The sequence below is a fragment of the Pseudomonas sp. 9.1(2019) genome (genome assembly GCF_009910445.1).
GTDB lineage: Bacteria > Pseudomonadota > Gammaproteobacteria > Pseudomonadales > Pseudomonadaceae > Aquipseudomonas > Aquipseudomonas paraversuta.
Genome location: NZ_VBWF01000005.1, coordinates 412,202 through 437,900 on the forward strand (window position 1 = coordinate 412,202; position 25,699 = coordinate 437,900).

Sequence of the window (25,699 nt, forward strand, 5' to 3'; positions counted from 1 at the left end):
ATGTTCGAGCGTCTGCGTGAAGATATCCAGAGTGTGTTTCATCGTGATCCTGCTGCGCGTAATGCTTTTGAGGTGTTGACCTGCTACCCGGGCATGCATGCCATCTGGATTCACCGCTTGTCCGCTTTGCTGTGGGGGGCTGGCTGGAAATGGCTGGCTCGGCTGGTGTCGAACTTCGGGCGCTGGCTGACCGGGATCGAGATTCACCCGGGGGCCAAGGTAGGGCGTCGGTTTTTCATCGACCACGGCATGGGTATCGTCATTGGTGAGACGGCTGAAATCGGCGACGACGTGACCCTTTATCAGGGTGTGACGCTGGGCGGCACGAGCTGGAACAAGGGCAAGCGCCATCCGACTCTGGAAAACGGGGTTGTGGTGGGGGCGGGGGCCAAGGTTCTTGGTCCGTTTACCGTGGGCGCCGGAGCCAAGGTTGGCTCCAATGCCGTGGTGACCAAAGAGGTGCCTGCCGGGGCGACGGTTGTCGGGATCCCGGGGCGCATCATCATCAAGAGCGACGATGAGGCACAAGCCAAGCGCAAGGCCATGGCCGAGAAGATTGGCTTTGATGCTTACGGTGTCGGCGAGGACATGCCGGATCCGGTGGCGCGGGCCATTGGTCAGTTGCTGGATCATCTGCAGGCGGTCGACGGCAAGCTTGATGGCATGTGCGGGGCGCTCAAGGATCTGGGCAGCACTTATTGCGCTCAGGACCTGCCGCAGCTGCGCGAAGAGGACTTCGCCTGCGTCAAGGACAAGGATCAAGGCAAGGCGGTCTAGGTCTTGCTTTGACCCTGGGGGAGCTGGTCTGGTGACGCTGCGCTGAGCAGTCGCCGGCCTCTGGGGGCCCTGGGGTCTTGCGCATCAGGCCTTGATGCCTCATGTGCCATTACGCCGCATACCCTGCTACAATGCGCGCGCTGTTTTGCGGGTAATCCCGACTAAAGTACTAGGTCTAATACTTGACTTAAATAGTCGGGAATAGCATACTCGCCTCCATTCCGAATTCCGTGGTACCTGTCCATGAGACTGACTACAAAAGGCCGTTACGCCGTTACTGCAATGCTTGATTTGGCGTTGCACGCACAGCACGGGCCGGTGTCCCTGGCTGATATTTCCGAACGCCAGGGCATTTCCCTATCCTACCTTGAGCAACTGTTTGCCAAGTTGCGCCGCAGCAGTCTGGTTTCCAGTGTGCGTGGCCCGGGCGGCGGCTATCAGCTGTCGCGCGACATGCAGGGTATTCAGGTAGCCCAGGTTATCGATGCAGTGAACGAGTCCGTCGATGCCACGCGTTGCCAGGGGCTTGGCGATTGCCATGCCGGCGACACGTGCCTGACCCACCATTTGTGGTGCGACCTGAGCCTGCAGATCCACGATTTTCTCAGCGGTATCAGCTTGGCTGATCTTGTCACTCGCCGTGAGGTACAAGAAGTAGCCCAGCGTCAGGATCAACGCCGCTGTAATGGCAAGGCGCCACACCTGGATAAGATCGAAGCGTCCGCCGTCGAGTGATTGCATAAAAACGACGGTGCGCCAGCCAGCCTGATTTAGGAGATAGTCCATGAAATTGCCAATTTACCTCGATTATTCAGCCACTACCCCGGTTGATCCGCGTGTTGCTCAAAAAATGAGCGACTGCCTGCTGGTTGACGGCAACTTCGGTAACCCGGCGTCGCGCTCCCACGTATTTGGCTGGAAGGCTGAAGAAGCGGTGGAGAATGGCCGTCGTCAGGTCGCCGATCTGGTTAACGCCGACCCGCGTGAAATTGTCTGGACCTCCGGTGCAACCGAGGCCAACAACCTGGCGATCAAGGGTGCCGCGCATTTCTATGCCACCAAAGGCAAGCACCTGATCACCGACAAGATTGAACATAAAGCCGTCCTCGACACCATGCGTCAGCTGGAGCGCGAAGGCTTTGAAGTGACCTATATCGAACCGGGTACCGACGGTCTGGTAACGCCGGCCATGGTTGAAGCGGCCATGCGTGATGACACCATCCTGGTTTCGATCATGCACGTGAACAACGAAATCGGCACCGTCAACGATATCGCCGCCATTGGTGAGCTGACTCGCTCGCGCGGCGTGTTGTTCCATGTCGATGCGGCCCAGTCCACCGGCAAGGTTGAAATCGACCTGGCAAAACTGAAAGTCGACATGATGTCCTTCTCGGCTCACAAGACTTACGGTCCTAAAGGTATCGGCGCACTTTATGTAAGCCGCAAGCCTCGCGTACGTATCGAAGCTGCCATGCACGGTGGCGGTCATGAGCGCGGCATGCGTTCGGGCACCCTGGCTACCCACCAGATCGTGGGCATGGGCGAAGCGTTCCAGATCGCCAAAGAAGAAATGGCCGCCGAGAACATCCGGATCAAAGCCCTGAGCGACCGTTTCTTCAAGCAGGTTGAACACCTTGAAGAGCTGTACGTCAACGGCAGCATGACCGCCCGCGTACCGCACAACCTGAACCTGAGCTTCAACTATGTTGAAGGCGAGTCGCTGATCATGGCGCTCAAGGATCTGGCCGTGTCGTCCGGCTCGGCCTGTACCTCTGCTTCCCTTGAGCCGTCCTACGTGTTGCGCGCCCTGGGCCGTAACGACGAACTGGCACACAGCTCGATCCGCTTCACCTTCGGTCGTTTCACCACTGAAGAAGAAATTGATTACGCCGCGCAGAAGGTTTGCGAGGCTGTTACCAAGCTGCGCGCACTGTCGCCGCTGTGGGACATGTACAAAGACGGCATCGACATTTCGAAAATCGAATGGGCGGCGCACTAACAATTTAAGTCGCCACAGGCAGGCGCTGTAAACGCAGCGAACAGCAGCATTGCAGCGTCTCAAGAGCGACTCTCTGATGAGTGAGGATTAGTACCATGGCTTACAGCGAAAAGGTCATCGACCACTACGAAAACCCGCGCAACGTCGGCAAGATGGACGCGGAAGACCCGGATGTCGGCACCGGCATGGTGGGTGCACCGGCGTGCGGCGACGTGATGCGTTTGCAGATCAAGGTCAACGAGCAGGGCATCATTGAAGATGCCAAGTTCAAGACCTATGGTTGCGGTTCGGCAATCGCTTCCAGCTCCCTGGCAACCGAGTGGATGAAGGGCAAGACTCTGGATGAAGCAGAGACCATCAAAAACACTCAGCTGGCTGAAGAGCTGGCCTTGCCACCGGTAAAAATTCACTGCTCGGTACTCGCAGAAGACGCCATCAAGGCAGCTGTTCGCGATTACAAGCAGAAGAAAGGTTTGATCTGATCCGTTTGCCCGCTGCCAGCAATGGCGCGGGCAGGGTGATGATACTGGCGATTCGTAAGGAGTCCTGATGGCTATCAGCATGACAGAAGCGGCGGCCCGGCATATTCGTCGTTCCCTTGACGGGCGCGGCAAGGGTGAGGGGATTCGTCTGGGTGTTCGCACTACGGGCTGTTCCGGTCTCGCCTATGTGATGGAGTTCGTTGATGAGGTCGGCAGTGAGGACCAGGTGTTTGAGAGTCATGGCGAAAAGGTGATCATCGATCCCAAGAGCCTGACCTATCTCGACGGTACCGAACTCGATTTCACCAAGGAAGGGTTGAACGAAGGCTTCAAGTTCAACAATCCCAACGTGCGCGGTGAATGTGGCTGCGGCGAAAGCTTCAACATCTGAGGCTACTCGTGGGCACTCCTTGTCATTTCGCATTATTTGAACTGCAGCCGAGCTTCACGCTGGATCTCGAGCAGTTGGCCGCGCGCTACCGTGAGTTGGCGCGTGGTGTGCATCCGGATCGATTTGCTGATGCTTCCGAGCGTGAGCAACGACTGGCGCTGGAGCAATCCGCCAGCCTCAACGAGGCCTACCAGACGCTCAAAAGCCCACCCAAGCGCGCGCGTTACCTGCTTGCGATGAATGGGCGTGAGATGCCGCTGGAAGTCACGGTGCATGATCCCGAGTTTCTGATGCAGCAGATGCATTGGCGCGAAGAGCTTGAAGACTTGCAGGACAGCGCCGATATGGCAGGTATTGCTGCATTCAAGCGTCGGCTCAAAGCCGCTCAGGATCAGTTGAACGACAGCTTCGCTGCTTGCTGGAATGATGCAGCGCAGCGCGAACAGGCCGAGCGCCTGATGCGCCGCATGCAGTTCCTCGACAAGCTCACTTACGAAGTGCGCCAGTTAGAAGAGCGCCTCGACGATTAACCCAGTGCCGCCACGGTTGCACGCCTGATATACAGATAAGTCCTGATTACGATGGCCCTACTGCAGATCGCCGAACCCGGCCAAAGTCCTCAACCGCACCAGCGACGTCTGGCTGTGGGGATCGACTTGGGCACTACCAATTCGCTGGTCGCTGCTTTGCGCAGCGGTCTTTCCGAGCCGCTGGCCGATGCTGACGGCAAAGTCATCCTGCCGTCTGCGGTGCGTTATCACGCCGATCGCATCGAGGTGGGCGAGTCTGCCCGTCTGGCGGCTTCCAGTGATCCTTTCAATACCGTGCTGTCGGTCAAGCGCTTGATGGGTCGTGGTCTGTCCGACGTCAAGCAATTGGGCGAGCAGCTGCCTTATCGCTTTGTGGGCGGTGAGTCGCACATGCCGTTCATTGACACCGTACAGGGCCCGAAAAGCCCGGTAGAGGTGTCAGCCGACATTTTGAAAGTGCTGCGCGAGCGTGCTGAAAAAACCTTGGGCGGAGAATTGGTAGGGGCGGTGATCACCGTGCCGGCTTATTTCGATGACGCTCAGCGTCAGGCCACCAAGGATGCGGCGCGACTGGCCGGGCTCAATGTCTTGCGCCTGCTCAACGAGCCGACTGCTGCTGCCGTGGCGTACGGTCTTGACCAGCACGCTGAAGGCGTGGTCGCCATCTATGACCTGGGTGGCGGTACTTTCGATATCTCGATCCTGCGTTTGACCGGCGGTGTGTTTGAAGTCCTGGCCACCGGTGGCGACAGCGCCCTGGGCGGCGACGACTTTGACCATGCGATTGCCAGCTGGATTGTCGAGCAGGCAGGTTTGTCGGCGGATCTCGATCCGGGCACCCAGCGCCAATTGCTGCAAATTGCCTGCGCTGCCAAAGAAGGTCTGACCGATGCTTCGTCCGTATCTGTCGCTTATGGCGACTGGCAGGCCGAGCTGACCCGTGAAGCTTTCGATGCCCTGATCGAGCCGATGATTGCCCGCAGTCTGAAGGCTTGTCGCCGTGCTGTACGTGACTCCAATATTGAGCTTGATGAAGTTCAGGCGGTGGTGATGGTCGGTGGTTCGACCCGCGTGCCGCGTGTGCGCGAAGCGGTTGCCGAAATGTTCGGTCGTCAGCCATTGACCGATATCGACCCCGATCAGGTGGTCGCCATTGGTGCTGCGATTCAGGCCGACACCCTGGCCGGTAACAAGCGTGATGGTGGCGAACTGTTATTGCTGGACGTGATTCCGCTGTCGCTCGGTCTTGAGACCATGGGCGGCCTGATGGAGAAGGTCATTCCGCGCAACACCACAATCCCGGTGGCTCGTGCGCAAGACTTCACCACCTATAAAGACGGCCAGACGGCCATGATGATTCATGTGCTGCAGGGCGAGCGCGAGCTGATCAGTGATTGCCGCTCCCTGGCGCGTTTTGAATTGCGTGGCATTCCGCCCATGGTGGCCGGTGCCGCCAAAATCCGCGTCACCTTCCAGGTCGATGCTGATGGTTTGCTCAATGTGACGGCCCGCGAGCTGGGGTCGGGTGTCGAGGCAACCATTCAGGTCAAGCCGTCCTACGGTCTGACCGATGGTGAAATCGCCAAAATGCTCAAGGATTCGTTCCAGTACGCCAGTGACGACAAGGTCGCACGGGTGTTGCGTGAGCAGCAGGTCGATGCTCAGCGTCTGATCGAGGCGGTACAGGCGGCGCTGGATGTTGATGGCGATCGTTTGCTGGACGCCGAAGAGCGGATGGTCATCGAACTGCAAATGCAGGAACTGGCCCAATTGTTGAAAGGCACCGATGGTTATGCCATCGAGCAGCAGACCAAGCGTCTGTCGCAAGTGACCGATGCCTTCGCTGCCCGGCGCATGGACTTGACGGTTAAAGCCGCCCTGTCGGGACGCAACTTGAATGAAATCGAGGAATAACTGATGCCGCAGATCATTTTTCTGCCACACGCCGAGCATTGCCCGGACGGTATGGTTGTTGAGGCTGAGACCGGCAAAACCATTCTCGAAGTGGCCCACGACAATCACATCGAAATCGAAAGCGCGTGCGGCGGTGTTTGCGCCTGCACCACTTGTCACTGTGTGATTCGTGAAGGCTTCGACTCCCTCAATGAGGCTGACGAGCTGGAAGAAGACTACCTCGATCGGGCCTGGGGTCTGGAAGCGACCTCGCGCCTGAGCTGTCAGGCCCGGGTTGGCACTGAAGACATCACGGTCGAAATTCCGAAATACTCGCTCAACCACGCCGCCGAAGCGCCGCACTGATAAGGAATTGTCATGAGCCTTAAATGGGTTGATGTGCAGGAAATCGCGATACAACTGGCCGAAGCCCATCCGGATGTCGATCCGCTGACGGTGAATTTCGTCAAGCTGCGCAACCTGGTCATGGCGTTGCCTGAGTTCGATGACATCCCTGATCGTGGCGGCGAGAAGGTCCTCGAAGCCATTCAGGGCTTGTGGATCGAAGAAGCTGACTAAACTTGCAACGCGCGTAATTATGAAATACCCAAGAACCCGCGTATAATTCGCGGGTTTAATTTTTCGCTTAAATCACTGTTTCTGGAGTTACACCATGGCTGTTCAACGCACTTTCTCCATCATCAAGCCTGACGCTGTTGCAAAAAACGTTATCGGCGAGATCACCACCCGTTTTGAAAAAGCCGGCCTGAAGGTTGTAGCTTCCAAACTGAAGCAACTGTCCAAAGCTGAAGCTGAAGGCTTCTACGCTGAGCACAGCGCTCGTGGCTTCTTCGGCGACCTGGTGGCTTTCATGATCTCCGGTCCGGTTGTTGTTCAGGTTCTGGAAGGCGAAAACGCCATCGCTCTGAACCGCGAACTGATGGGCGCTACCAACCCTAAAGAAGCAGCTGCCGGCACTATCCGTGCTGATTTCGCTGAATCCATCGACGCTAACGCTGTTCACGGTTCCGACTCTGAAGCAGCTGCTGCTCGCGAAATCTCCTACTTTTTCGCAGCTACTGAAGTAACCACTCGCTAAGTATTGGCTCGTGAGTGAGGGTGAAGACATGATTGCAACGACTGGCAAAACAAACCTGCTGGGCCTGACTCAGCCCCAAATGGAGAAATTCTTCGACTCAATCGGGGAGAAGCGTTTCCGTGCCGGTCAGGTCATGAAGTGGATTCACCACTTTGGCGTCGATGATTTCGACGCCATGACTAACGTCAGCAAGGCCTTGCGCGACAAGCTCAAGGCCATTGCTGAGGTTCGTGGACCTGAAGTCGTCAGCGAGGACATCTCCACCGATGGCACCCGTAAATGGGTGGTTCGTGTCGAGTCCGGCAGCTGCGTCGAAACCGTTTACATTCCCCAGGGCAAACGTGGCACTTTGTGCGTTTCGTCCCAGGCAGGCTGTGCCCTGGATTGCAGTTTCTGCTCCACCGGCAAGCAAGGTTTCAATAGCAACCTCACCGCCGCCGAAGTAATCGGCCAGGTGTGGATTGCCAACAAATCCTTTGGCAGCGTCCCGGCAACCGCCGACCGTGCCATCACCAACGTGGTGATGATGGGCATGGGTGAGCCGCTGCTGAACTTTGACAACGTGATTGCCGCCATGCATCTGATGATGGATGACCTGGGCTACGGCATCTCCAAGCGCCGGGTGACACTGTCTACCTCGGGCGTGGTGCCGATGATCGATGAGCTGGCCAAGCACATCGACGTTTCCCTGGCGTTGTCGCTGCATGCACCCAACGATGCATTGCGCAGCCAGTTGGTGCCGATCAACAAAAAGTACCCGCTCAAAATGCTGCTTGAGTCCTGCCGTCGCTATATGTCGACCCTGGGCGAGAAGCGTGTCTTGACCGTTGAGTACACCATGCTCAAAGACATCAACGACCACGTCGAACATGCCGTGGAAATGATCGAGTTGCTCAAGGACACCCCTTGCAAGATCAACCTGATCCCGTTTAACCCGTTCCCGCATTCGGGCTATGAGCGTCCAAGCAATAACGCCATTCGCCGTTTCCAGGATCTGCTGCATCAAGCCGGTTATAACGTGACAGTGCGTACCACTCGCGGTGAAGACATCGACGCTGCTTGCGGCCAGTTGGTCGGTCAGGTCAATGACCGTACTCGTCGTAGCGAGCGCTGGGTTGCCGGGCACGAGCAGAGCGGCGAAGGCGATGTAACGCAAAATGCTTCGCCGGCTCCCTGAGAGAGGACATCCATGATCCTGCGCGCCGCGCTTTCTTTTGGCTTGCTCAGCTTTTTGGCTGGCTGTGTGTCATCGGGCGGCTCAAACCCGATGACCACTGACAAGGGGCGTAACGCGGCGCGCGAGGCATATGTTCAACTGGGTCTGGGTTATCTTCAGCAGGGGATGACCGAGCAGGCCAGGATCCCCTTGAGTAAAGCCCTGGAGCTCGACAAGACTGATCCGGACACCAATGCTGCCCTGGCATTGGTGTTTCAGTCCGAGCAGGAGTTCGAACTGGCCGGGCAGGCCTTTCGCACAGCACTGCGTGCGCGGCCGGACGATGCCCGGATCCTGAATAACTATGGCAGCCTGCTTTTCGGGCAGCAGCGTTATCAGGAGGCCCATGATCAATTCCACAAAGCCCTGGCCGACAACCTTTATCCCGAGCGTTCGCGCATCTACGAGAACCTGGGGGTCGCTTCACTCAGGCTGGGGCAACGGGATGCAGGTCGCCAGCAGCTCGAAAAAGCCTTGCGCCTGAACCGTCAACAACCCCGTGCACTGCTCGAAATGGCTGAGTTGTCTTACGAAGACAGGCATTATGTGCCCGCACGTGACTATTACGATCGTTTTAGCCTGCTTAGCGGGCAAAATGCACGTAGTCTATTGCTCGGTGCGCGACTGGCGAGTGTTTTCGACGAGCGCACCCCAACTGCCAATTATGGCCAGCAACTAAAACGACTCTATCCCGGCACGCCGGAATATCAGCAATACCTGTCGGAGCAATGATGAAAGCGGCGCAACCCGAAGTTCTAGCAGCGACTCGTGTCAATCCCGGTGAGACTCTGCGTCAGGCCCGTGAAAACAATGGATGGACGTTGGCTGAAGTCGCCTTGAAACTCAATCTCACGGCCAGTTCCCTGAGCAACCTTGAGACCGGGGCGTTCGACAAGCTGCCAGGCCATACTTTTGCGCGCGGTTACATCCGTGCCTATGCCAAATTGCTTGGCATGGATCAGACCAGCCTGGTCCATGAGTTTGATTTGTACACAGGGACTGATGCCAATGGCAGCAACGTGCACAGTCTTGGCCGGATTGAAGAGCCTGTGCGGGTTTCCCACACCATTTTGCGTATTGTCAGCCTGCTGTTGCTGATCGCCGTGATAGGTGGCGGTTTCATCTGGTGGCAGGACCAGACGTCCATGCGCGCCAAGGACCTGATCGGTCTGGCTCCGGAACACGTCGAAGTTGAAGGTGCTGACGGCACGACCCGGATCCACCCGCTCGACGAGCCGGAAGACCAGGCAGTGGCAGAAGCCAAGGTCGAAGGCGAGACGCCTGTGGCGACGGATCCTGCTGCGCAGCAGGCCGGGACAGATGCGCCGGCATTGCCGGTTACGCCTGTAACGCCTGCCGCTACGCCAGCCCCTGTTGCCCCGACCCCGGTTGTGCCGGCACCTGTCGCAGCCCCTGATGCGGCGGCGCCCGCGGCACCGGTTGCAGGCACTGGCAAGGTCAATCTGCAATACACCGCCGATTGCTGGACTCAAGTCACCGATGGCACCGGCAAAGTGCTGTTTGGTGGTCTGAAGCGCAAGGGCGAGAATCTTGAAGTGAGCGGCAAGCCTCCACTGACCCTGCGTCTGGGCTATGCCCGTGGCGCACAGGTGACCTACAACGGTCAGGCTGTGGATGTGGCTCCTTTCACCAGTGGCGAGACTGCTCGCCTGAAGTTAGGTCAATAAGTCATGCACGGCGAATCACCAATCAAACGTCGCGAATCGCGAAAAATCTGGGTTGGCTCGGTGCCAGTAGGTGGCGATGCCCCTATTGCCGTACAGAGCATGACCAACAGTGACACCAATGACGTGGCTGCGACTGTTGCCCAGATCAACCGGCTGGAAGCCGCAGGCGTCGATATCGTGCGCATTTCCGTGCCCGATATGGATGCAGCCGAAGCTTTTGGTCGCATCAAGCAACTGGTCAAGGTGCCCCTGGTTGCCGATATCCATTTCGATTACCGAATCGCCTTGCGCGTGGCCGAACTGGGTGTGGACTGCCTGCGGATCAACCCGGGCAACATCGGTCGCGAAGACCGTGTGCGTGCAGTGGTTGATGCTGCCCGTGATCGCGGTATTCCGATCCGTATCGGGGTCAACGCCGGTTCGCTGGAAAAAGACCTGCAAAAGAAATACGGCGAGCCGACGCCTGCTGCTCTGGTTGAGTCGGCACTGCGTCACGTTGAGCACCTCGAACGCCTGAATTTCAGGGACTTCAAGGTCAGCGTAAAGGCCTCGGACGTATTCATGGCGGTTGAGGCCTATCGTTTGCTGGCCAAGGAAATCGTCCAGCCACTGCATTTGGGTATCACCGAAGCCGGCGGTTTGCGTTCAGGCACAGTGAAATCTGCCGTGGGCCTAGGTATGCTGCTCGCCGAAGGGATTGGCGATACTATTCGCATCTCTCTGGCGGCAGACCCGGTCGAGGAAGTAAAAGTCGGTTACGACATCCTCAAGTCCCTGCACCTGCGCTCGCGTGGCATCAACTTTATTGCCTGTCCAAGCTGCTCGCGGCAGAACTTCGACGTGGTGAAAACCATGAACGAACTCGAAGTGCGGCTTGAAGACCTGCTGGTACCGCTGGATGTGGCGGTGATCGGTTGTGTGGTCAACGGCCCCGGCGAGGCGAAAGAAGCCCATGTGGGCTTGACCGGCGGTACACCGAACCTGATTTACATCGACGGCAAGCCGTCGCAGAAGTTGACGAATGAAAATCTGGTGGATGAGCTCGAAAGGCTGATCCGGCAGAAAGCGGCCGAAAAGGTCGAAGCTGACGCAGCAGTTATCGCGCGCGGCTAATCAAACGAATAAAGGATTTTCTGTGAGCAAGTCTTTGCAAGCCATTCGTGGCATGAACGACATCCTGCCTGAGCAGACGCCTCTATGGCGCTACTTTGAGAGCACGGTCTCGCGTTTGCTGGATAACTACGGTTACAAGCAAATCCGCATGCCTATCGTTGAATTCACCGAGCTGTTCAAGCGCTCGATCGGTGAAGTGACCGATATCGTCGAAAAAGAGATGTACACCTTCGAAGACCGCAACGGCGATTCGCTGACTTTGCGTCCCGAAGGTACGGCTGCCTGCGTACGTGCGGTGCTGGAACACGGCATTACCGGTGGTGGCCAGGTTCAAAAGCTGTGGTACATCGGCCCCATGTTCCGCCACGAGCGCCCGCAAAAAGGCCGCTATCGCCAGTTCCATCAAATCGGGGTTGAAGTATTCAACCTGGATGGTCCGGACATCGATGCCGAACTGATCGTGCTCACCTGGCGCCTGTGGGGCGAGCTGGGTATCCGCGATGCGGTCACGCTTGAGCTCAACAGCCTGGGCACCAGCGAAGCCCGTGCACGTTATCGTGCCGCGCTGGTCGAATACCTGTCCTCGCGTCTGAGCGAGCTTGACGAAGACAGCCAGCGTCGCTTGAAATCCAACCCGCTGCGGGTGCTCGACAGCAAGAACGCCGATACCCAGGCGGTTCTGGTTGATGCCCCGAAGCTGGTGGATTACCTGGACGAAGAGTCCCGTGTGCACTTTGAGGGCCTCAAGGCGCGCCTGGATGCTGCCGGGATTCCTTACGTGATCAACCCCAAGCTGGTTCGCGGGCTCGATTACTACAGCAAAACCGTATTTGAGTGGGTCACTGACAAACTCGGTGCCCAGGGCACCGTGTGTGCCGGTGGTCGTTATGACGGTCTGGTCGAACAGATGGGTGGCAAGCCCACCACGGGCGTCGGTTTTGCAATGGGTATCGAGCGCTTGATCCTGCTGCTCGAAACCCTTGAGCAAGTCCCGGCAGAAATCGCACGTCAGGTTGATGTTTACCTGTGTGCTTTCGGTGAGGCTGCTGAACTGGCTGCCCTGACGTTGAGCGAAGGTGTTCGTGATCAACTGCCAAACCTGCGCTTGCAGATCAATGCCGGCGCTGGCAGCTTCAAAAGCCAGTTCAAGAAGGCCGACAAGAGCGGTGCGCTGTATGCACTGATCCTGGGTGACGACGAATTGGCCCAGCAAGTAGTAGGCGTCAAACCCCTGCGTGGCCAGGGCGAACAACAAACGATTGCCTGGGATGCTCTTGCCGAGCACTTGGCCACCTGCATCGTGCAGGGTTGAAGCTGTAAAACAGCCGAATTAGCGAATAAGGAGTGTTGGGGTGTCGAGTAACGATGATGATCAGCTGGGCGAGTTGAAAGACTGGTGGCAGCGTAACGGCAAACCCCTGGTTACTGGCGCCCTGCTGGCACTGGTGGTAGTGGCTGGCTGGCAGCTTTGGCACAAATATCAGAGCAATCAGTCGCAAGGCGCGTCGATGCTCTACCAGCAATTGCTTGAGGCCACCCTCACGCCTGACGGTCAGCCCGATGTGGCCCGTGTGGCGGATCTGGCCAGCAAGTTGAAAAACGAATACGCAGGTACGGCCTACGCACAGTTTGGCGGTCTTTTTGTGGCCAAGGTTGCAGTGGACAACGGCAAGCTTGATGACGCCGCCACCGAGCTGAAAATCATTGTCGACAAACCGGCGAATTCAACCCTGGGTGAAGTGGCGCGTCAGCGTCTGGCTCAGGTTCTGGCAGCCCAGGGCAAAGTTGACGATGCCCTGAAGTTGCTCGAAGTCGATTCCGACAAGGCATTCCTGGCCAGCCGTGAAGAGCTGAAGGGCGACTTGCTGGTTCAGCAGGGTCGCACTGACGACGCACGCAGCGCCTACGAAAAAGCCAAAGCAGCGCTCTCCGATGAAGCGGCTGTCGGTGGCTTACAAATCAAGCTCGACGACCTGGCCAAAGGAGATGCGTGAAGTGATGCGTTGGAAACATGCGGCATTGCTGGCTCTGGTCATTTTGGCCGCGGGTTGCAGCAGCAACAGCAAAAAAGAACTTCCGCCAGCCGAGCTGACTGACTTCAAAGAAGAAGTCGTTCTGCAAAAGCAGTGGGATCGCTCGATCGGTGACGGTCAGGGTAAGACCTACAACATGCTGGTTCCGGCTGTTGAAGGTAATACCATCTACGCGGCTGACGTGACCGGTGTAGTGATGTCCTTGGACCGCATGAACGGCGACGTTCAGTGGAAGAAAGACCTCGAACTGCCTGTTTCTGGCGCCGTAGGTGTTGGCTATGGCCTGGTGATGCTCGGTACCTTGCAAGGTGACGTAGTAGCCCTGGACGCCAGCACGGGTGAAGAAAAATGGCGCTCTCGTGTTAACAGCGAAGTGCTTGCTCCACCACAGACCAACGGTGACATCGTCGTGGTGCAAACCCAGGACGACCATCTGGTAGGTCTGGATGCTTCAACCGGTGACCAGCGCTGGATCTACGACAGCACGCCAGGTGTTCTGACCTTGCGTGGTACCGGTGCACCGCTGGTAACCAACCACCTGGCAATTGCCGGTCTTTCGACCGGTAAAATCGTTGCCCTTGATACTCGAAACGGCGTGCCGGTGTGGGAGCAACGTGTTGCCATCCCGCAAGGCCGTTCGGAACTCGAGCGTATCGTCGATATCGACGGTGGTCTGCTGCTGTCCGGTGGCACGCTGTATGTAGCCAGCTACCAGGGCCGCATGGCAGCACTGGAGATGGAATCCGGCCGCGTGCTCTGGCAGCGTGATGCTTCCAGTTATGCAGGTGTCGCACAAGGTTTTGGTAACGTCTACGTCAGTCTGGCGTCCGGTACTGTTGAAGCCATCGATGAACGTTCGACCACTGCACTATGGAGCAACGACGCTCTGGCCCGCCGTCAATTGTCGGCTCCGGAAGTCTTCTCCAGCTATGTGGCAGTCGGTGACATGGAAGGCTATCTGCACCTGCTAAGCCAGGTCGATGGTCGTTTCGTGGGCCGTACCCGCATAGACAGTGATGGTCTTCGGGCGCGTCCGCTGGTGGTCGGTGACATGATTTACGTGTTTGGTAACAGCGGCAAACTGGAAGCCCTGACCATTCGCTAAGGCGTCTATGCTTGAGGCTCTAGGGTCTCAGGCAGCCTTGCCCTGGCAAGGCTTGCGGCACATTTGTGCTGTTCCGAACTCTGGCCGCTGCCTTGCAGCGGCTTTTGTATTTTCTGAAATAACGAAGTGGAGAGCCGCATGGTTCCCGTAATCGCCCTGGTGGGCCGACCTAACGTCGGCAAGTCCACCTTGTTCAACCGCCTGACCAGGACTCGCGACGCCATCGTCGGCGACTTGTCCGGTCTGACCCGTGATCGCCAATACGGTGAGGCCAAGTGGCAAGGGCGTTCCTACATTCTGGTCGACACCGGCGGTATCTCCGGTGACGAGCACGGTATGGACGAAAAGATGGCCGAGCAGTCGCTGCTGGCTATCGAAGAAGCTGACGTCGTTCTGTTCCTGGTAGATGCAAAAGCGGGTTTCACAGCCGCTGACCAGATGATTGGCGAACACCTTCGCAAACGTAACAAGCGCTCGTATGTTGTCGCCAACAAGGTCGACAACATCGATCCTGAATTGGCGCGTGCAGAATTTGCCCCCTTGGGTATGGGCCATGCGATTCCGATCGCCGGTGCCCATGGTCGTGGTATCACCCAGATGCTGGAAATCGCCCTGAGCGACTTCCCGAAAGATCCGGAAGAGGAAGAAGAAGGCGAAGCCGAAGTCGTTCTTGAAGGTCAGGAAGCCAAGCGCATCCCGGGCCCGAGCGAAAAAGACGGGATCAAGATCGCCATCATCGGTCGGCCTAACGTTGGTAAATCAACGCTGGTCAACCGCATGCTGGGTGAAGACCGGGTTATCGTTTATGACGAGCCGGGCACCACGCGCGACAGTATCTACATCCCGTTCGAGCGTAACGACGAGAAGTACACGCTGATCGACACCGCGGGTGTGCGCAAGCGCGGCAAGATCCACGAAGAAGTAGAAAAATTCTCCGTGGTCAAAACCCTGCAGGCCATCAAAGACGCCAACGTGGTGATCTTTGTGATGGATGCCCGCGAAGGCGTGGTCGACCACGACCTCAACCTGTTGGGCTTTGCGCTGGAGGCCGGTCGGGCTCTGGTCATCGCGATCAACAAGTGGGACGGCATGACGCCGAGCGAGCGCGAGTTCGTCAAGGTCGAACTGACCCGTCGCCTGTTCTTTGTCGACTTCGCCGACATTCACTTCATCTCGGCGCTGCACGGCACGGGCGTAGGTAACCTGTACCAGTCGGTGCAGAACTCCTTCAAGTCAGCGGTTACACGCTGGCCGACCAACCGTCTGACCCAGATCCTGGAAGACGCAGTTGGCGAGCACGCGCCGCCGATGGTCAACAACCGCCGGATCAAGTTGCGCTATGCCCACCTGGGTGGTGCCAACCCGCCGATTATTGTGATCCACGGTAACCAGGTCGAGAAGGTTCCAAAGTCTTACGTCCGTTATCTCGAAAACACCTACCGTCGTGTCTTGAAGCTGGTCGGTACGCCGATCCGCATCGAGTTCAAAGGTGGCGAGAACCCGTACGAAGCCAACAAGAACTCGCTGACCGACCGTCAGGTCAACAAGAAGCGCCGCATGATGTCGCACCACAAGAAAGCCGAGAAGAAGCGCAAAGACAAGCGCTGATCCGCAACCTCTTGTCGCAACGAAAAAGGGCCTTGATCGGCCCTTTTTCGTGTCTGGGGTTTGGGCTATCCTCGATGGGTCCTGTGCCGTAGTCAGAGCCGGGAACATCACAGGGAACGGCCATGATTACCAGCAAGTTGCCGAATGTCGGCACCACTATTTTCACGCGCATGTCGCAGCTCGCGACTGAAACCGGCGCGCTCAACCTGTCTCAGGGGTTTCCTGACTTCGATGGCCCGCAAGCCTTGCGCGATGCGGTGGGACATCACATCGCCAGTGGCCACAATCAATACTCGCCCATGACCGGCTTGCCTGCCTTGCGGGTGCAGGTCGCGGCGAAAATTGCCCGTAGTTACGCTGTGCAAGTCGATGCCGACAGCGAGGTAACCATCACCCCCGGTGCCACCCAGGCCATCTTCTGTGCGATTCAGGCGGTGATTCACCCCGGTGACGAGGTCATTGTGTTTGACCCGTGCTACGACAGTTACGAGCCTTCGGTCGAGCTGGCCGGTGGCCGTTGTGTCCATGTGCAACTGGGGCTGGCTGATTTCTCCATCGACTGGCAGAAGCTCGAAGACGCACTGACGCCCCGCACTCGCATGATCATCCTCAACAGCCCGCATAATCCTAGCGGCGCCCTGATCAGCCGGGCCGAGCTGGACCAGTTGGCTGCGCTGATTGCGGACCGCGATATCTACATCATCAGCGATGAGGTGTATGAGCATCTGGTGTTCGATGGCGTGCCCCATGTCAGTGTTTTGTCCCATCCCGAGCTGTACCATCGGGCCTTCGTTGTCAGTTCCTTCGGCAAGACCTATCACGTCACCGGCTGGAAAACTGGCTACGTGGTGGCGCCAGCGGCCCTGACGGCAGAGCTGCGCAAGGTCCATCAGTACGTCAGCTTCTGCGGAGTCACCCCTTTGCAGTACGCACTGGCCGACTTCATGGCGGCCCACCCCGAGCATGTTGAAGAACTGCCGGCGTTTTACCAGGCAAAGCGCGACCTGTTTTGTGATCTGTTAAGCCCGTCGCGCTTTACCTTTAAGCCGGTGGCCGGGACCTATTTCCAGTTGGTGGACTATTCCCTTATTCGTCCGGACCTCAGTGACGTCGACATGGCCCTATGGCTGACCCGTGAACACGGGGTGGCGTCAATTCCGGTTTCGGTGTTCTACCAGACCCCGCCCCCAGGGCAGCGTCTGGTCCGCCTGTGTTTTGCCAAACGCGAGGAGACGCTGCGTGCAGCAGCAGAAAAACTATGCGTGATCTAAGTGGGTTACCCGATTTAACCGTTGCCCTGGTGCAGACCACATTGGCCTGGCACGATCGCGAGGCCAATTTTGCGCACTTTGACGAGTTGCTCGAACAGGCGCGGGGGGCAGACCTGGTGGTCTTGCCCGAGATGTTCACAACCGGCTTCAGCATGGAGTCCAAAACCCTGGCGGAGCCCGAGCACGGTCCCACCAGCAAGTGGTTGCAGGCCCGGGCCAAGGATCTCGATGCGGTGGTCACAGGCAGCGTGATTGTGCGGGCCGCTGACGGCAGCCATCGCAATCGGCTGTTGTGGGCACGCCCGGATGGCGAGGTGCTGCACTACGACAAGCGTCACTTGTTTCGCATGGCCGGAGAGCACGAGCACTTCACGCCGGGTGAGCGTCAGGTTCAATTCGAAGTGAAGGGCTGGCGTGTTCGCCCGCTGATTTGTTACGACCTGCGCTTTCCGGTGTGGAGTTGCGACCCCCACGATACCGATCTGCTGCTGTATACAGCCAGTTGGCCGGGTGCGCGACGGCTGCACTGGAACCGGTTACTGCCAGCGCGTGCCATCGAGAACCTGTGCTATGTGGCGGCGGTTAACCGGGTGGGGACAGACGGCAAGGGCATGGTTTATACCGGTGACAGCCATGTCTTTGACTTTCAGGGCGAGTCGCTGCTCAGTGCCGGCGAAGCGGACGGGGTATTTCAGGTATGCCTGACGGCGGGTGAGCTGGCGGCCTACCGCGAGCGCTTCCCGGCCTATCTGGATGCGGATACCTTCGACCTGCACTAAACGGCACCTGCAGGAGCGAGCTCTGCGCATGGAAAAGCTCGCTCCTGTAGAAGGTTGAACATCCGGCACAAAAAAGCCCCCAAGGTTTTTACACCTTGGGGGCTTTTGCGTTTCAGGCCGGCGGCTTTAAGCAGCCTTGGCTTCTGCTTCACTCAGCGAGCGGTTCAGGGCGCTGAACAGGGCCTTGAAGCTGGCGGTGGTGATGTTTTCATCAATGCCCACACCGTGCACGGCACGCTCACCATTGACTCGCAACTCGATATAGGCCGCTGCCTTGGCATTGGTGCCAGCGCCGATAGCGTGCTCGTTGTAGTCCATGATCTCGGCTTTCACCGGCAGGCCTGCCACCAGCGCTTCCAGCGCGCCGTTGCCTTTGCCGCTCCAGCGCAGGTTGGTCTCGCCAGCGCCCTTGGCAGAGATTTCAACTTCTACCGCGCTATGGCCGTTCTCTTCCTGCAGCTTGTGGCTGACCAGTGCGTAAGGGGTGTTGGCCTGCAGATATTCGCTGTGCAACAAGCTGTGGATCTGCTGGGCTGTCATCTCCAGACCCAGGCGGTCGGTTTCGCGCTGAACCACCTGGCTGAACTCGATCTGCATCCGGCGCGGCAAGCTGATGCCGTATTCCTGCTCCAGCAAGTAAGCAATACCGCCTTTGCCTGACTGGCTGTTAACCCGGATCACGGCTTCGTAGCTGCGGCCAATGTCAGCCGGATCGATCGGCAGGTATGGAACTTCCCACAAGGCATCCGGTTTTTGCTGAGAGAAGCCTTTGCGAATCGCATCCTGGTGCGAGCCGGAGAACGCGGTGTGCACCAGATCGCCCACATAGGGGTGACGCGGGTGGACCGGGATCTGGTTGCACTCTTCGACGACCTTGCGCACGCCATCGATGTCCGAGAAGTCCAGCCCGGGGTTCAGACCCTGGGTGTACATGTTCAGGGCCACAGTCACCAGGTCGACGTTACCGGTACGTTCGCCATTGCCGAACAGGCAGCCTTCAACCCGATCAGCCCCGGCCATCAAGCCCAGCTCGGTAGCGGCAACGCCGGTGCCGCGGTCATTGTGGGTGTGCAGGCTGATCAGCACGCTGTCACGGCGATTGATATGACGGCCGAACCATTCGATCTGGTCGGCATAGATGTTCGGAGTGGCGCACTCAACGGTGGCAGGCAAGTTGAGGATCATCTTGTGCTCGGGCGTCGGGTTCCAGACCTCGATCACTGCGTCACAGACTTCCTTGGCGAACTCCAGTTCGGTGGCGCTGAAGGTTTCGGGCGAGTACTCGAACGTCCAGTGGGTTTCAGGCTGCTGAGCGGCATATTTGACGAACAGCTTGGCAGCGCTGACGGCGATCTCTTTGATGCCTTCCTTGTCCTGGTTGAACACGATGCGGCGGAATGCAGGGCAAGTCGCGTTGTACAAATGAACGATGGCCTTTTTCGCCCCGCGCAGGGATTCAAAGGTGCGGGCAATCAAGTCTTCACGGCCCTGGGTCAGCACCTGAATAGTGGTGTCGTCCGGGATGTGGCCGTCTTCGATCAAGCTGCGCACGAAGTCGAAGTCGGTCTGGGATGCGGCCGGGAACGAAGCCTCAATCTCTTTAACGCCAACACTGACCAGGGTCTTCCAGAAGCGCAGCTTCTTTACCGCATCCATCGGCTCGATCAGCGACTGGTTGCCGTCGCGCAGGTCGGAGCTGCACCAGATTGGCGCGCTGGTGATGGTTTTCGATGGCCAGGTACGGTCAGGCAAATCAATGACCGGGAAGGCGCGGTACTTGGAAGAAGGGTCTTTGAGCATGGTCATCAGGCAATCCTTATTTTGCTTGCCGACTATCAAGAGGCGGCCAGCCGAAGAAATACAAAGCACAAGGGCGAGGCACCGCGATTAGCTTTGCAGTCGTGCGCTGACGAGGCAAAGGCTGCGGTGTTGACGAAGCAGAATGAGGGTGTGAGAGGTTTTCATGACTTCAACCCTAACCATTGGGCTGGAAGATGGCAAGCGACGAAAAAACATTGAGAGAAATGCTCGAATATGGTCAATATTCGAGCATTTATTGCGGTTATTTATCGCTGCGGTAATTATTGTTGCGCGGGTTGGCGGCTGTAAGGCGTCTGATGCTGCGAGCAGCCGCCTCTTGCAAGGGCCGGATCAGGGTTGGAACGCACCAATGAAAATCGCCGGATCGACCCGGGCATCGTTCAGGCTGACATTCCAGTGCATGTGCGGACCGGTAGCACGTCCGGTCGAGCCCACTTTGCCCACCACATCACCCCGTGCCAATTGCTGGCCCACCTTGGTGTCGATCTTCGACATATGGCAGAACATGCTGATAAACCCCTGGCCATGGTCAACAAAGACGGTGTTGCCGTTGAAGAAGTAATTGCCGATCAGAATCACTTTGCCAGCGGCAGGGGTCTTGATCGGGGTGCCCGCGGGCACAGCGAAGTCCAGTCCCGCATGGGGATTGCGTTCTTCGCCGTTGAAGAAGCGACGCACGCCGAACTTGCTCGACAGCGGCCCGTTGACCGGTTTGTCCAGCAACAGGTTGCTCGGCGTATTGGGGCTGAACGTGCGGTACGCCTTGAGCTGCACTGCCAGTTCGTTGTCGATACGCTTGATGTCATCCGGGTTCGGATTGACCTGGCGCTTGTTCTTCAGGGTAATGCGCTGTTCAGGGTATTTCTTGCTGCCGACCGTGAAACTCAGGTCACGTCCGGCGGAGCTGATCTGCTGGGGGCCGGGCTTTACGGTCAAGGGGATACCGACGATCGCTCGCCATGTGTCTTGCTCCTTGACCACCAGCACCGGCTTGCCTTGATAGCTGGCCTTGGGGGGCTGGGCGCCGGTGCCCAGTTCAATGACGGCAACTCCGCCCGGTACCGGCTTGTTCAGCAAGCGGGTGATGTAGCTGTCGGCTGCGTGAGCGTTACAGGTCAGACACAGCAGCAATAGTGCAGAGAGAAAACGCGGCATCGATCAATCCAGTAATGAAAGGGTGACAGGCGTGAGGTGGTTGTCCTCCACGCGTACAAGCAACTGGCCTTCGCCCAGCCGGGCCTGCAAGCGCTGGCCGGGACGGGTTTGTGTGGCGCTGCGGATGGCGTTGCCGCGTTCATCCAGCAAGATGCTGTAACCCCGGCCCAAGGTGGCCAGCGGGCTCACCACATGCAAGGTCTGGATCTGGCTTTGCAGTTGCAGGCGCCGGCTTTTGAGGCCTTCACCCATGGCCCGTTGCAAGCGCTCGGCCAGGCTGTCCAGGCGCTGGCGCAACAGGGCCAGTTGCCGGCCCGGATGCTGCGCTGCCAGCCGCGTTTCGAGCCGGATCAAGCGTTCGCGACGGGTATTGAGGCTGCGCTCAAAGGCGCGGCGCATGCGCATGTCCAGGTCATCCAGGCGCTGGGCCTGCTGGCGCAGCCGCTCGCCCGGGTGGCGCAGGCGGCGGGCCAGACCATCCAGGCGCAGGCGGTCACGCATCAAGCGGTCGCGGATACGCATCACCAGACGTCGATGCAGGCTGTCGATACGCCGTTGCAGGTCGCTGGAGTCCGGGGCCAGCAACTCCGCGGCAGCCGATGGCGTTGGCGCGCGCACGTCGGCGACAAAGTCGCTGATCGAAACATCGGTTTCGTGCCCGATCGCACTGACGATAGGGGTGACGCAGGCATCCACGGCGCGGGCCACGGCTTCTTCGTTAAAACACCACAGGTCTTCCAGCGAGCCGCCGCCACGGGCCAGGATCAGCGCGTCGAACCCCCGGGCATCGGCTAACTTGAGTGCCCGGACAATTTGCGCCGTGGCTTCTCGGCCCTGTACCGCGGTGGGAATCAGGGTCAGTTCAACTTGCGGCGCGCGGCGGCGGAACACGCTGATGATGTCGCGAATCACCGCTCCGGTAGGTGAGCTGATAATTCCGATCCGTTGCGGATGAGCCGGCAAGGGCACCTTGCGCTCGGCACTGAACAGGCCTTCGGCGCCGAGTTTTTCTTTCAGTGCATCGAAGGCCAGTCGCAGCGCGCCATCGCCAGCCGGCTCAACCGTATCGAGGATCAACTGGTAATCACCGCGGCCTTCAAACAGCGAAACCTTGCCGCGCACCTTTACTGCCAGGCCATCCTTGAGTGCCTGGCGCACCCGGGCTGCGTTATTGCGAAACAGTGCACAGCGCACTTGGGCGCCGCTGTCTTTGAGGGTGAAGTAAACATGGCCGGAGGCCGGGCGGGCGAGGTTGGAGATTTCGCCCTCTACCCAGATGTTGCTGAACACGTCTTCGAGCAAGACCCGCGCCCGGCCATTGAGCTGGCTGACAGTCAGGACTTCTCGGTCGAGGTTGAGTCGTGCAAAAGGATCTTTAATCATGCGCGCCATCATAAGGGTGGATTGTTATCACTGCACCTGTCTGGTTAAAGTCGCGCCACTAAAACAAGGATGAAAAGCCATGGACTTGCCTTTTACCGGTGCCGAGTGGGTGTTGATCGAGCTGGGCATTGCTCTGGCCTATATCGTGTTCGGAGTCGCGGGGTTTGGCACGGCGTTGGTGGCCGGACCGATTTTGATCCTGTGCCTGCCGTTATCGAAAATCATCCCGTTGCTGGTACTGCTTGATTTTGTCGCGGCCTTTGGCAACTGGCTGCCCGCGCGACGTGATGTAGCCCGCCCCGAATTGTTGCGATTGTTGCCGTGCATGGCGCTGGGCTGCACGGTCGGGGTAGTGTTTTTGCTCAATCTGAAGTCAGATCTGTTGCTGCTGTTGATGGGCATTTTCATTACCGCCTATGCGATTTATAGCCTGGCAGTGACGGTACGCCCGGGTCGGGTAGCTGCAGGCTGGGCGATTCCCACCGGTATTACGGGCGGTCTGTTTGGTGCGTTGTTTGGCAGTGGCGGCTTTCTATACGCGCTGTATCTGAATGCGCGCTTGCCCAAGGATGCTGCGCGGGCAACGCAAAGTGCGTTGATCAGTTGCAGCACAATGGTGCGCCTGGGCCTGTTTGTGATTGCTGGCGTCTATGCCGATGGTGCGCTGCTGTTGCTTGCCGCTTGTCTGTTACCGGCGATGGCGCTGGGCTTGTGGATCGGTCGCCGATTGACCCGCAAATTGTCTCGCGAAGCCTTTGTGCGGCTGGTCACATGGCTGGTACTGGCCAGCGGGATTGCGTTGATTGCGCGTTATCTGAGTGCTTGACCTGCCACGGTGAGGCATTAAGCTGCGCACCAAACGCTATCTCCTGTGGGAGCTGGCTTGCCGGCGATGCAAAAAATTGCCCGGTTTATGGCTTGAGCGCGATGGTGCCATCGCGGGCTAGCCCGGCTCCCGCAGGTTATGTGTGCTGCTTCCATCTCACGTACATGTGCCGTACCCATGAATTCGCAAAGCATCATCGTTCCCAGAATATCCACCTTGCCGGTTCACGAACCCCGGGCCCGGGCCATCGTGCGCTGGCTGGTGCGCAAGAACATCATTGAGCAAGAGCTGAGCACCTGTGGCCGCGGCGGCAGCCGTATGGCCTACGCCATCGCGCCGGGCGCCGCCAGTGTGGTGCTGCACCCTGAAGCGTTGCCGTTCGGTCAGCCGGTCAATGGTCTGGAAATCATCACCAAGCGCTGCATCTACACCCCGGCCAAGGGGTTTCTCGAAGAGGCAGGCTGTGCCGAATGCCGCAAGGAAGTCGGTGAGGCGCTGTTCGAAAGCCTGGAAGAGTGGATGCCGGGCCGAACCGACAACTTCATTTGTCCGCTGTGCGCCCATGAAGATGACATCAACGGTTTTCTGTTCCTGCAGCCGTGCGCATTCTCCAATCTGGGCTTCATTTTCAACAACTGGGCCGAGGCGGGCTTCAAACAGAGCTTCCTCGACGAATTCGCCGACTGGCTCGACCAGCCGGTGGCGTGGGTCAAGGTCGAGCTCTGAAGCTGTGGGAGCTGACTTGCCAGCGATAGCATCGCTGAGCTGGCTCTGCCCGCCGGGCCGTCTGAATCGCCGGCAAGCCGGCTCCTGCAGGAATCAAGGCCGCACTATCATCTGGAATCTGCCCTGGGAGTCAATAAATCATGGCCTTTAGCGCAAAACTCTCTAAAGGTTTCCGTTGAGAGATGAAGGTGTTTTGAGTACAATAACGCGCTTCCATTTTCCCGCTCGGGAGCCCCAGCGATGCTGCGTATCAGCCAAGAAGCACTCACATTCGATGACATCCTTCTCGTCCCCGGTTATTCCGAGGTTCTCCCGAACGAAGTCAGCCTTAAGACTCGTTTGACCCGTGGCATTGAACTGAATATTCCTCTGGTTTCCGCTGCAATGGACACCGTGACTGAAGCCCGTCTGGCAATCGCCATGGCTCAGGAAGGCGGTATCGGCATCATCCACAAGAACATGACCATCGAGCAGCAAGCTCACGAAGTGCGCAAAGTGAAGCGCTACGAAGCCGGTGTGGTTAAAGAACCCATCACTATCGAAGCCGATGCCACTGTTCGCGAACTGTTCGAACTGACCCGCCTGCACAACATCTCCGGCGTTCCTGTACTGCACAATGGCGACCTGGTCGGCATCGTGACGTCCCGTGACGTGCGTTTCGAAAACCGTCTGGAAGCCACCGTTCGTGAAGTGATGACGCCTAAAGAGCGTCTGGTCACGGTCAAGGAAGGCGCCGACAAGAACGAAGCCCGCGAGCTGTTGCACAAGCACCGCATCGAGCGCGTACTGATCGTCGACGACAAATTTGCCCTTAAAGGCATGATGACCGTCAACGACATCGAAAAAGCCAAGGCTTACCCGCTGGCCAGCAAGGACGACCAGGGTCGTCTGCGTGTAGGCGCGGCAGTGGGAACCGGCAAAGACACCGCCGACCGTGTTGCCGCCCTCGTGGCTGCAGGCGTTGACGTGGTGGTTGTCGACACCGCGCACGGCCACTCCAAAGGCGTGATCGACCGTGTTCGCTGGGTCAAGCAAACCTTTCCTGAAGTACAGGTAATTGGCGGCAACATCGCCACTGGCGCTGCTGCCCTGGCCCTGGCTGAAGCCGGTGCCGATGCGGTCAAGGTCGGTATCGGTCCTGGTTCGATCTGCACCACCCGTATCGTCGCCGGTGTCGGCGTGCCGCAAATCAGTGCCATTGCCAATGTAGCCGCAGCCCTTGAAGGCAGCGGTGTACCATTGATCGCCGACGGCGGCATCCGCTTCTCGGGTGACCTGTCCAAGGCCATCGTCGCCGGTGCATCCTGCGTGATGATGGGTTCGATGTTTGCCGGTACTGAAGAAGCACCGGGCGAAATCGAGCTGTACCAGGGCCGTTCGTACAAGGCCTACCGCGGTATGGGTTCGCTGGGTGCGATGTCGCAATCCCAGGGTTCCTCCGACCGTTACTTCCAGGACTCCTCTGCGGGTGCCGAGAAGCTGGTGCCGGAAGGCATCGAAGGTCGCGTGGCGTACAAAGGTTCTTTGACCGCAATCGTGCACCAACTGATGGGCGGTCTGCGTTCTTCGATGGGTTACACCGGCTGTGCCGACATCGAACAAATGCGCACCAAGCCCGAGTTTGTACGCATCACCGGCGCCGGTATGGCTGAATCCCACGTCCACGACGTGCAGATCACCAAGGAAGCGCCAAACTATCGCGTAAGTTGATAGTGATCGCATCCGGGTCAAAACCCGGGTGCGATACGAATTAAGTCACCGGGGCTGTTTGATTCAGCCCCGTGTCGTTTCTGAAATTAATCGA

At 58.3% G+C, this 25,699-nt stretch carries 26 protein-coding genes; 23 read left to right on the plus strand and 3 right to left on the minus strand.

The genetic code is table 11. The annotated features are described in order from the left end of the window. The 20 genes from cysE to FEZ21_RS08030 all read left to right on the plus strand — a co-directional run bounded on the left by cysE (window position 1) and on the right by FEZ21_RS08030 (window position 17,984). The gene (gene cysE / locus FEZ21_RS07935) at window positions 1-777 is read left to right on the plus strand and encodes a serine O-acetyltransferase (RefSeq protein WP_003443380.1); all 777 of its coding nucleotides are present in this window, start codon (window positions 1-3) and stop codon (window positions 775-777) included. Between the two features lie 243 nt (window positions 778-1,020). After that, complete coding sequence (gene iscR / locus FEZ21_RS07940; protein ID WP_003443378.1) at window positions 1,021-1,512, plus strand: Fe-S cluster assembly transcriptional regulator IscR; 492 nt, start codon at window positions 1,021-1,023, stop codon at window positions 1,510-1,512. A 49-nt stretch (window positions 1,513-1,561) separates the two neighbouring features. Beyond that, window positions 1,562-2,776, plus strand: a complete 1,215-nt coding sequence (locus FEZ21_RS07945; protein ID WP_003443375.1) for an IscS subfamily cysteine desulfurase — start codon at window positions 1,562-1,564, stop codon at window positions 2,774-2,776. A gap of 95 nt (window positions 2,777-2,871) precedes the next feature. Continuing rightward, entirely contained in the window at window positions 2,872-3,258 is a 387-nt protein-coding gene (gene iscU, locus FEZ21_RS07950) for a Fe-S cluster assembly scaffold IscU (protein WP_003443374.1), read from the plus strand. A 67-nt stretch (window positions 3,259-3,325) separates the two neighbouring features. Then, window positions 3,326-3,649 (plus strand): iron-sulfur cluster assembly protein IscA, encoded by a 324-nt coding sequence (gene iscA, locus FEZ21_RS07955; RefSeq protein WP_003443371.1) that lies wholly within the window; start codon window positions 3,326-3,328, stop codon window positions 3,647-3,649. Between the two features lie 8 nt (window positions 3,650-3,657). Continuing rightward, window positions 3,658-4,179: a co-chaperone HscB gene (gene hscB / locus FEZ21_RS07960; protein ID WP_160626966.1), complete on the plus strand. Its 522-nt coding sequence runs from the start codon at window positions 3,658-3,660 to the stop codon at window positions 4,177-4,179. A 51-nt stretch (window positions 4,180-4,230) separates the two neighbouring features. Next, window positions 4,231-6,093: a Fe-S protein assembly chaperone HscA gene (hscA, locus tag FEZ21_RS07965; RefSeq protein ID WP_003443367.1), complete on the plus strand. Its 1,863-nt coding sequence runs from the start codon at window positions 4,231-4,233 to the stop codon at window positions 6,091-6,093. Between the two features lie 3 nt (window positions 6,094-6,096). Next, window positions 6,097-6,438 (plus strand): ISC system 2Fe-2S type ferredoxin, encoded by a 342-nt coding sequence (gene fdx / locus FEZ21_RS07970; protein WP_003443365.1) that lies wholly within the window; start codon window positions 6,097-6,099, stop codon window positions 6,436-6,438. A gap of 12 nt (window positions 6,439-6,450) precedes the next feature. Continuing rightward, window positions 6,451-6,651, plus strand: a complete 201-nt coding sequence (iscX, locus tag FEZ21_RS07975) for a Fe-S cluster assembly protein IscX (protein WP_003443363.1) — start codon at window positions 6,451-6,453, stop codon at window positions 6,649-6,651. 94 nt (window positions 6,652-6,745) lie between these two features. Beyond that, window positions 6,746-7,171, plus strand: a complete 426-nt coding sequence (gene ndk, locus FEZ21_RS07980) for a nucleoside-diphosphate kinase (RefSeq protein WP_003443361.1) — start codon at window positions 6,746-6,748, stop codon at window positions 7,169-7,171. 28 nt (window positions 7,172-7,199) lie between these two features. Further along, complete coding sequence (gene rlmN / locus FEZ21_RS07985) at window positions 7,200-8,348, plus strand: 23S rRNA (adenine(2503)-C(2))-methyltransferase RlmN (protein WP_003443359.1); 1,149 nt, start codon at window positions 7,200-7,202, stop codon at window positions 8,346-8,348. 12 nt (window positions 8,349-8,360) lie between these two features. Continuing rightward, window positions 8,361-9,119 carry a type IV pilus biogenesis/stability protein PilW gene (pilW, locus tag FEZ21_RS07990; protein WP_010655613.1) on the plus strand — a complete coding sequence of 253 codons (759 nt, stop codon included), beginning with the start codon at window positions 8,361-8,363 and terminating at the stop codon, window positions 9,117-9,119. Beyond that, window positions 9,119-10,075: a RodZ family helix-turn-helix domain-containing protein gene (locus tag FEZ21_RS07995; RefSeq protein ID WP_003443354.1), complete on the plus strand. Its 957-nt coding sequence runs from the start codon at window positions 9,119-9,121 to the stop codon at window positions 10,073-10,075. The genes pilW and FEZ21_RS07995 overlap by 1 nt, the downstream gene beginning before the upstream one ends. A gap of 3 nt (window positions 10,076-10,078) precedes the next feature. Continuing rightward, window positions 10,079-11,188, plus strand: a complete 1,110-nt coding sequence (ispG, locus tag FEZ21_RS08000) for a flavodoxin-dependent (E)-4-hydroxy-3-methylbut-2-enyl-diphosphate synthase (RefSeq protein WP_003443351.1) — start codon at window positions 10,079-10,081, stop codon at window positions 11,186-11,188. Window positions 11,189-11,210: 22 nt separating this feature from the next. Continuing rightward, entirely contained in the window at window positions 11,211-12,500 is a 1,290-nt protein-coding gene (hisS, locus tag FEZ21_RS08005) for a histidine--tRNA ligase (protein ID WP_003443349.1), read from the plus strand. A 40-nt stretch (window positions 12,501-12,540) separates the two neighbouring features. Further along, window positions 12,541-13,182, plus strand: a complete 642-nt coding sequence (locus FEZ21_RS08010) for a tetratricopeptide repeat protein (protein ID WP_003443347.1) — start codon at window positions 12,541-12,543, stop codon at window positions 13,180-13,182. Further along, window positions 13,175-14,326, plus strand: a complete 1,152-nt coding sequence (bamB, locus tag FEZ21_RS08015) for an outer membrane protein assembly factor BamB (RefSeq protein WP_029612229.1) — start codon at window positions 13,175-13,177, stop codon at window positions 14,324-14,326. Before FEZ21_RS08010 ends, bamB begins: the two co-directional genes overlap by 8 nt. Before the next feature lie 138 nt (window positions 14,327-14,464). Next, window positions 14,465-15,934 (plus strand): ribosome biogenesis GTPase Der, encoded by a 1,470-nt coding sequence (gene der, locus FEZ21_RS08020; protein WP_003443342.1) that lies wholly within the window; start codon window positions 14,465-14,467, stop codon window positions 15,932-15,934. Window positions 15,935-16,056: 122 nt separating this feature from the next. Continuing rightward, window positions 16,057-17,205: a pyridoxal phosphate-dependent aminotransferase gene (locus FEZ21_RS08025; RefSeq protein WP_160626830.1), complete on the plus strand. Its 1,149-nt coding sequence runs from the start codon at window positions 16,057-16,059 to the stop codon at window positions 17,203-17,205. Then, window positions 17,193-17,984 carry an amidohydrolase gene (locus FEZ21_RS08030; RefSeq protein ID WP_003443339.1) on the plus strand — a complete coding sequence of 264 codons (792 nt, stop codon included), beginning with the start codon at window positions 17,193-17,195 and terminating at the stop codon, window positions 17,982-17,984. The genes FEZ21_RS08025 and FEZ21_RS08030 overlap by 13 nt, the downstream gene beginning before the upstream one ends. A gap of 126 nt (window positions 17,985-18,110) precedes the next feature. Here FEZ21_RS08030 and leuA read toward each other — a convergent pair whose 3' ends face one another. The 3 genes from leuA to xseA all read right to left on the minus strand — a co-directional run bounded on the left by leuA (window position 18,111) and on the right by xseA (window position 22,343). Further along, a complete protein-coding gene (gene leuA, locus FEZ21_RS08035) occupies window positions 18,111-19,790 on the minus strand; it encodes a 2-isopropylmalate synthase (RefSeq protein WP_003443338.1) in 1,680 nt (559 codons plus the stop codon). A gap of 345 nt (window positions 19,791-20,135) precedes the next feature. Then, window positions 20,136-20,960: a peptidoglycan DD-metalloendopeptidase family protein gene (locus FEZ21_RS08040; RefSeq protein ID WP_003443337.1), complete on the minus strand. Its 825-nt coding sequence runs from the start codon at window positions 20,958-20,960 to the stop codon at window positions 20,136-20,138. A 3-nt stretch (window positions 20,961-20,963) separates the two neighbouring features. Further along, window positions 20,964-22,343: an exodeoxyribonuclease VII large subunit gene (gene xseA, locus FEZ21_RS08045; protein ID WP_003443336.1), complete on the minus strand. Its 1,380-nt coding sequence runs from the start codon at window positions 22,341-22,343 to the stop codon at window positions 20,964-20,966. Window positions 22,344-22,422: 79 nt separating this feature from the next. On the opposite strand from xseA, the gene FEZ21_RS08050 reads away from it, so the two are divergent. From FEZ21_RS08050 to guaB, 3 genes are all read left to right on the plus strand, one after another. Further along, window positions 22,423-23,169, plus strand: coding sequence for a sulfite exporter TauE/SafE family protein (locus FEZ21_RS08050; RefSeq protein WP_003443335.1), 747 nt, complete (start codon window positions 22,423-22,425; stop codon window positions 23,167-23,169). A gap of 177 nt (window positions 23,170-23,346) precedes the next feature. Next, window positions 23,347-23,895: a hypothetical protein gene (locus FEZ21_RS08055; protein WP_003443334.1), complete on the plus strand. Its 549-nt coding sequence runs from the start codon at window positions 23,347-23,349 to the stop codon at window positions 23,893-23,895. Window positions 23,896-24,135: 240 nt separating this feature from the next. After that, complete coding sequence (gene guaB, locus FEZ21_RS08060; protein WP_003443333.1) at window positions 24,136-25,605, plus strand: IMP dehydrogenase; 1,470 nt, start codon at window positions 24,136-24,138, stop codon at window positions 25,603-25,605. Window positions 25,606-25,699 lie beyond the last annotated feature (94 nt).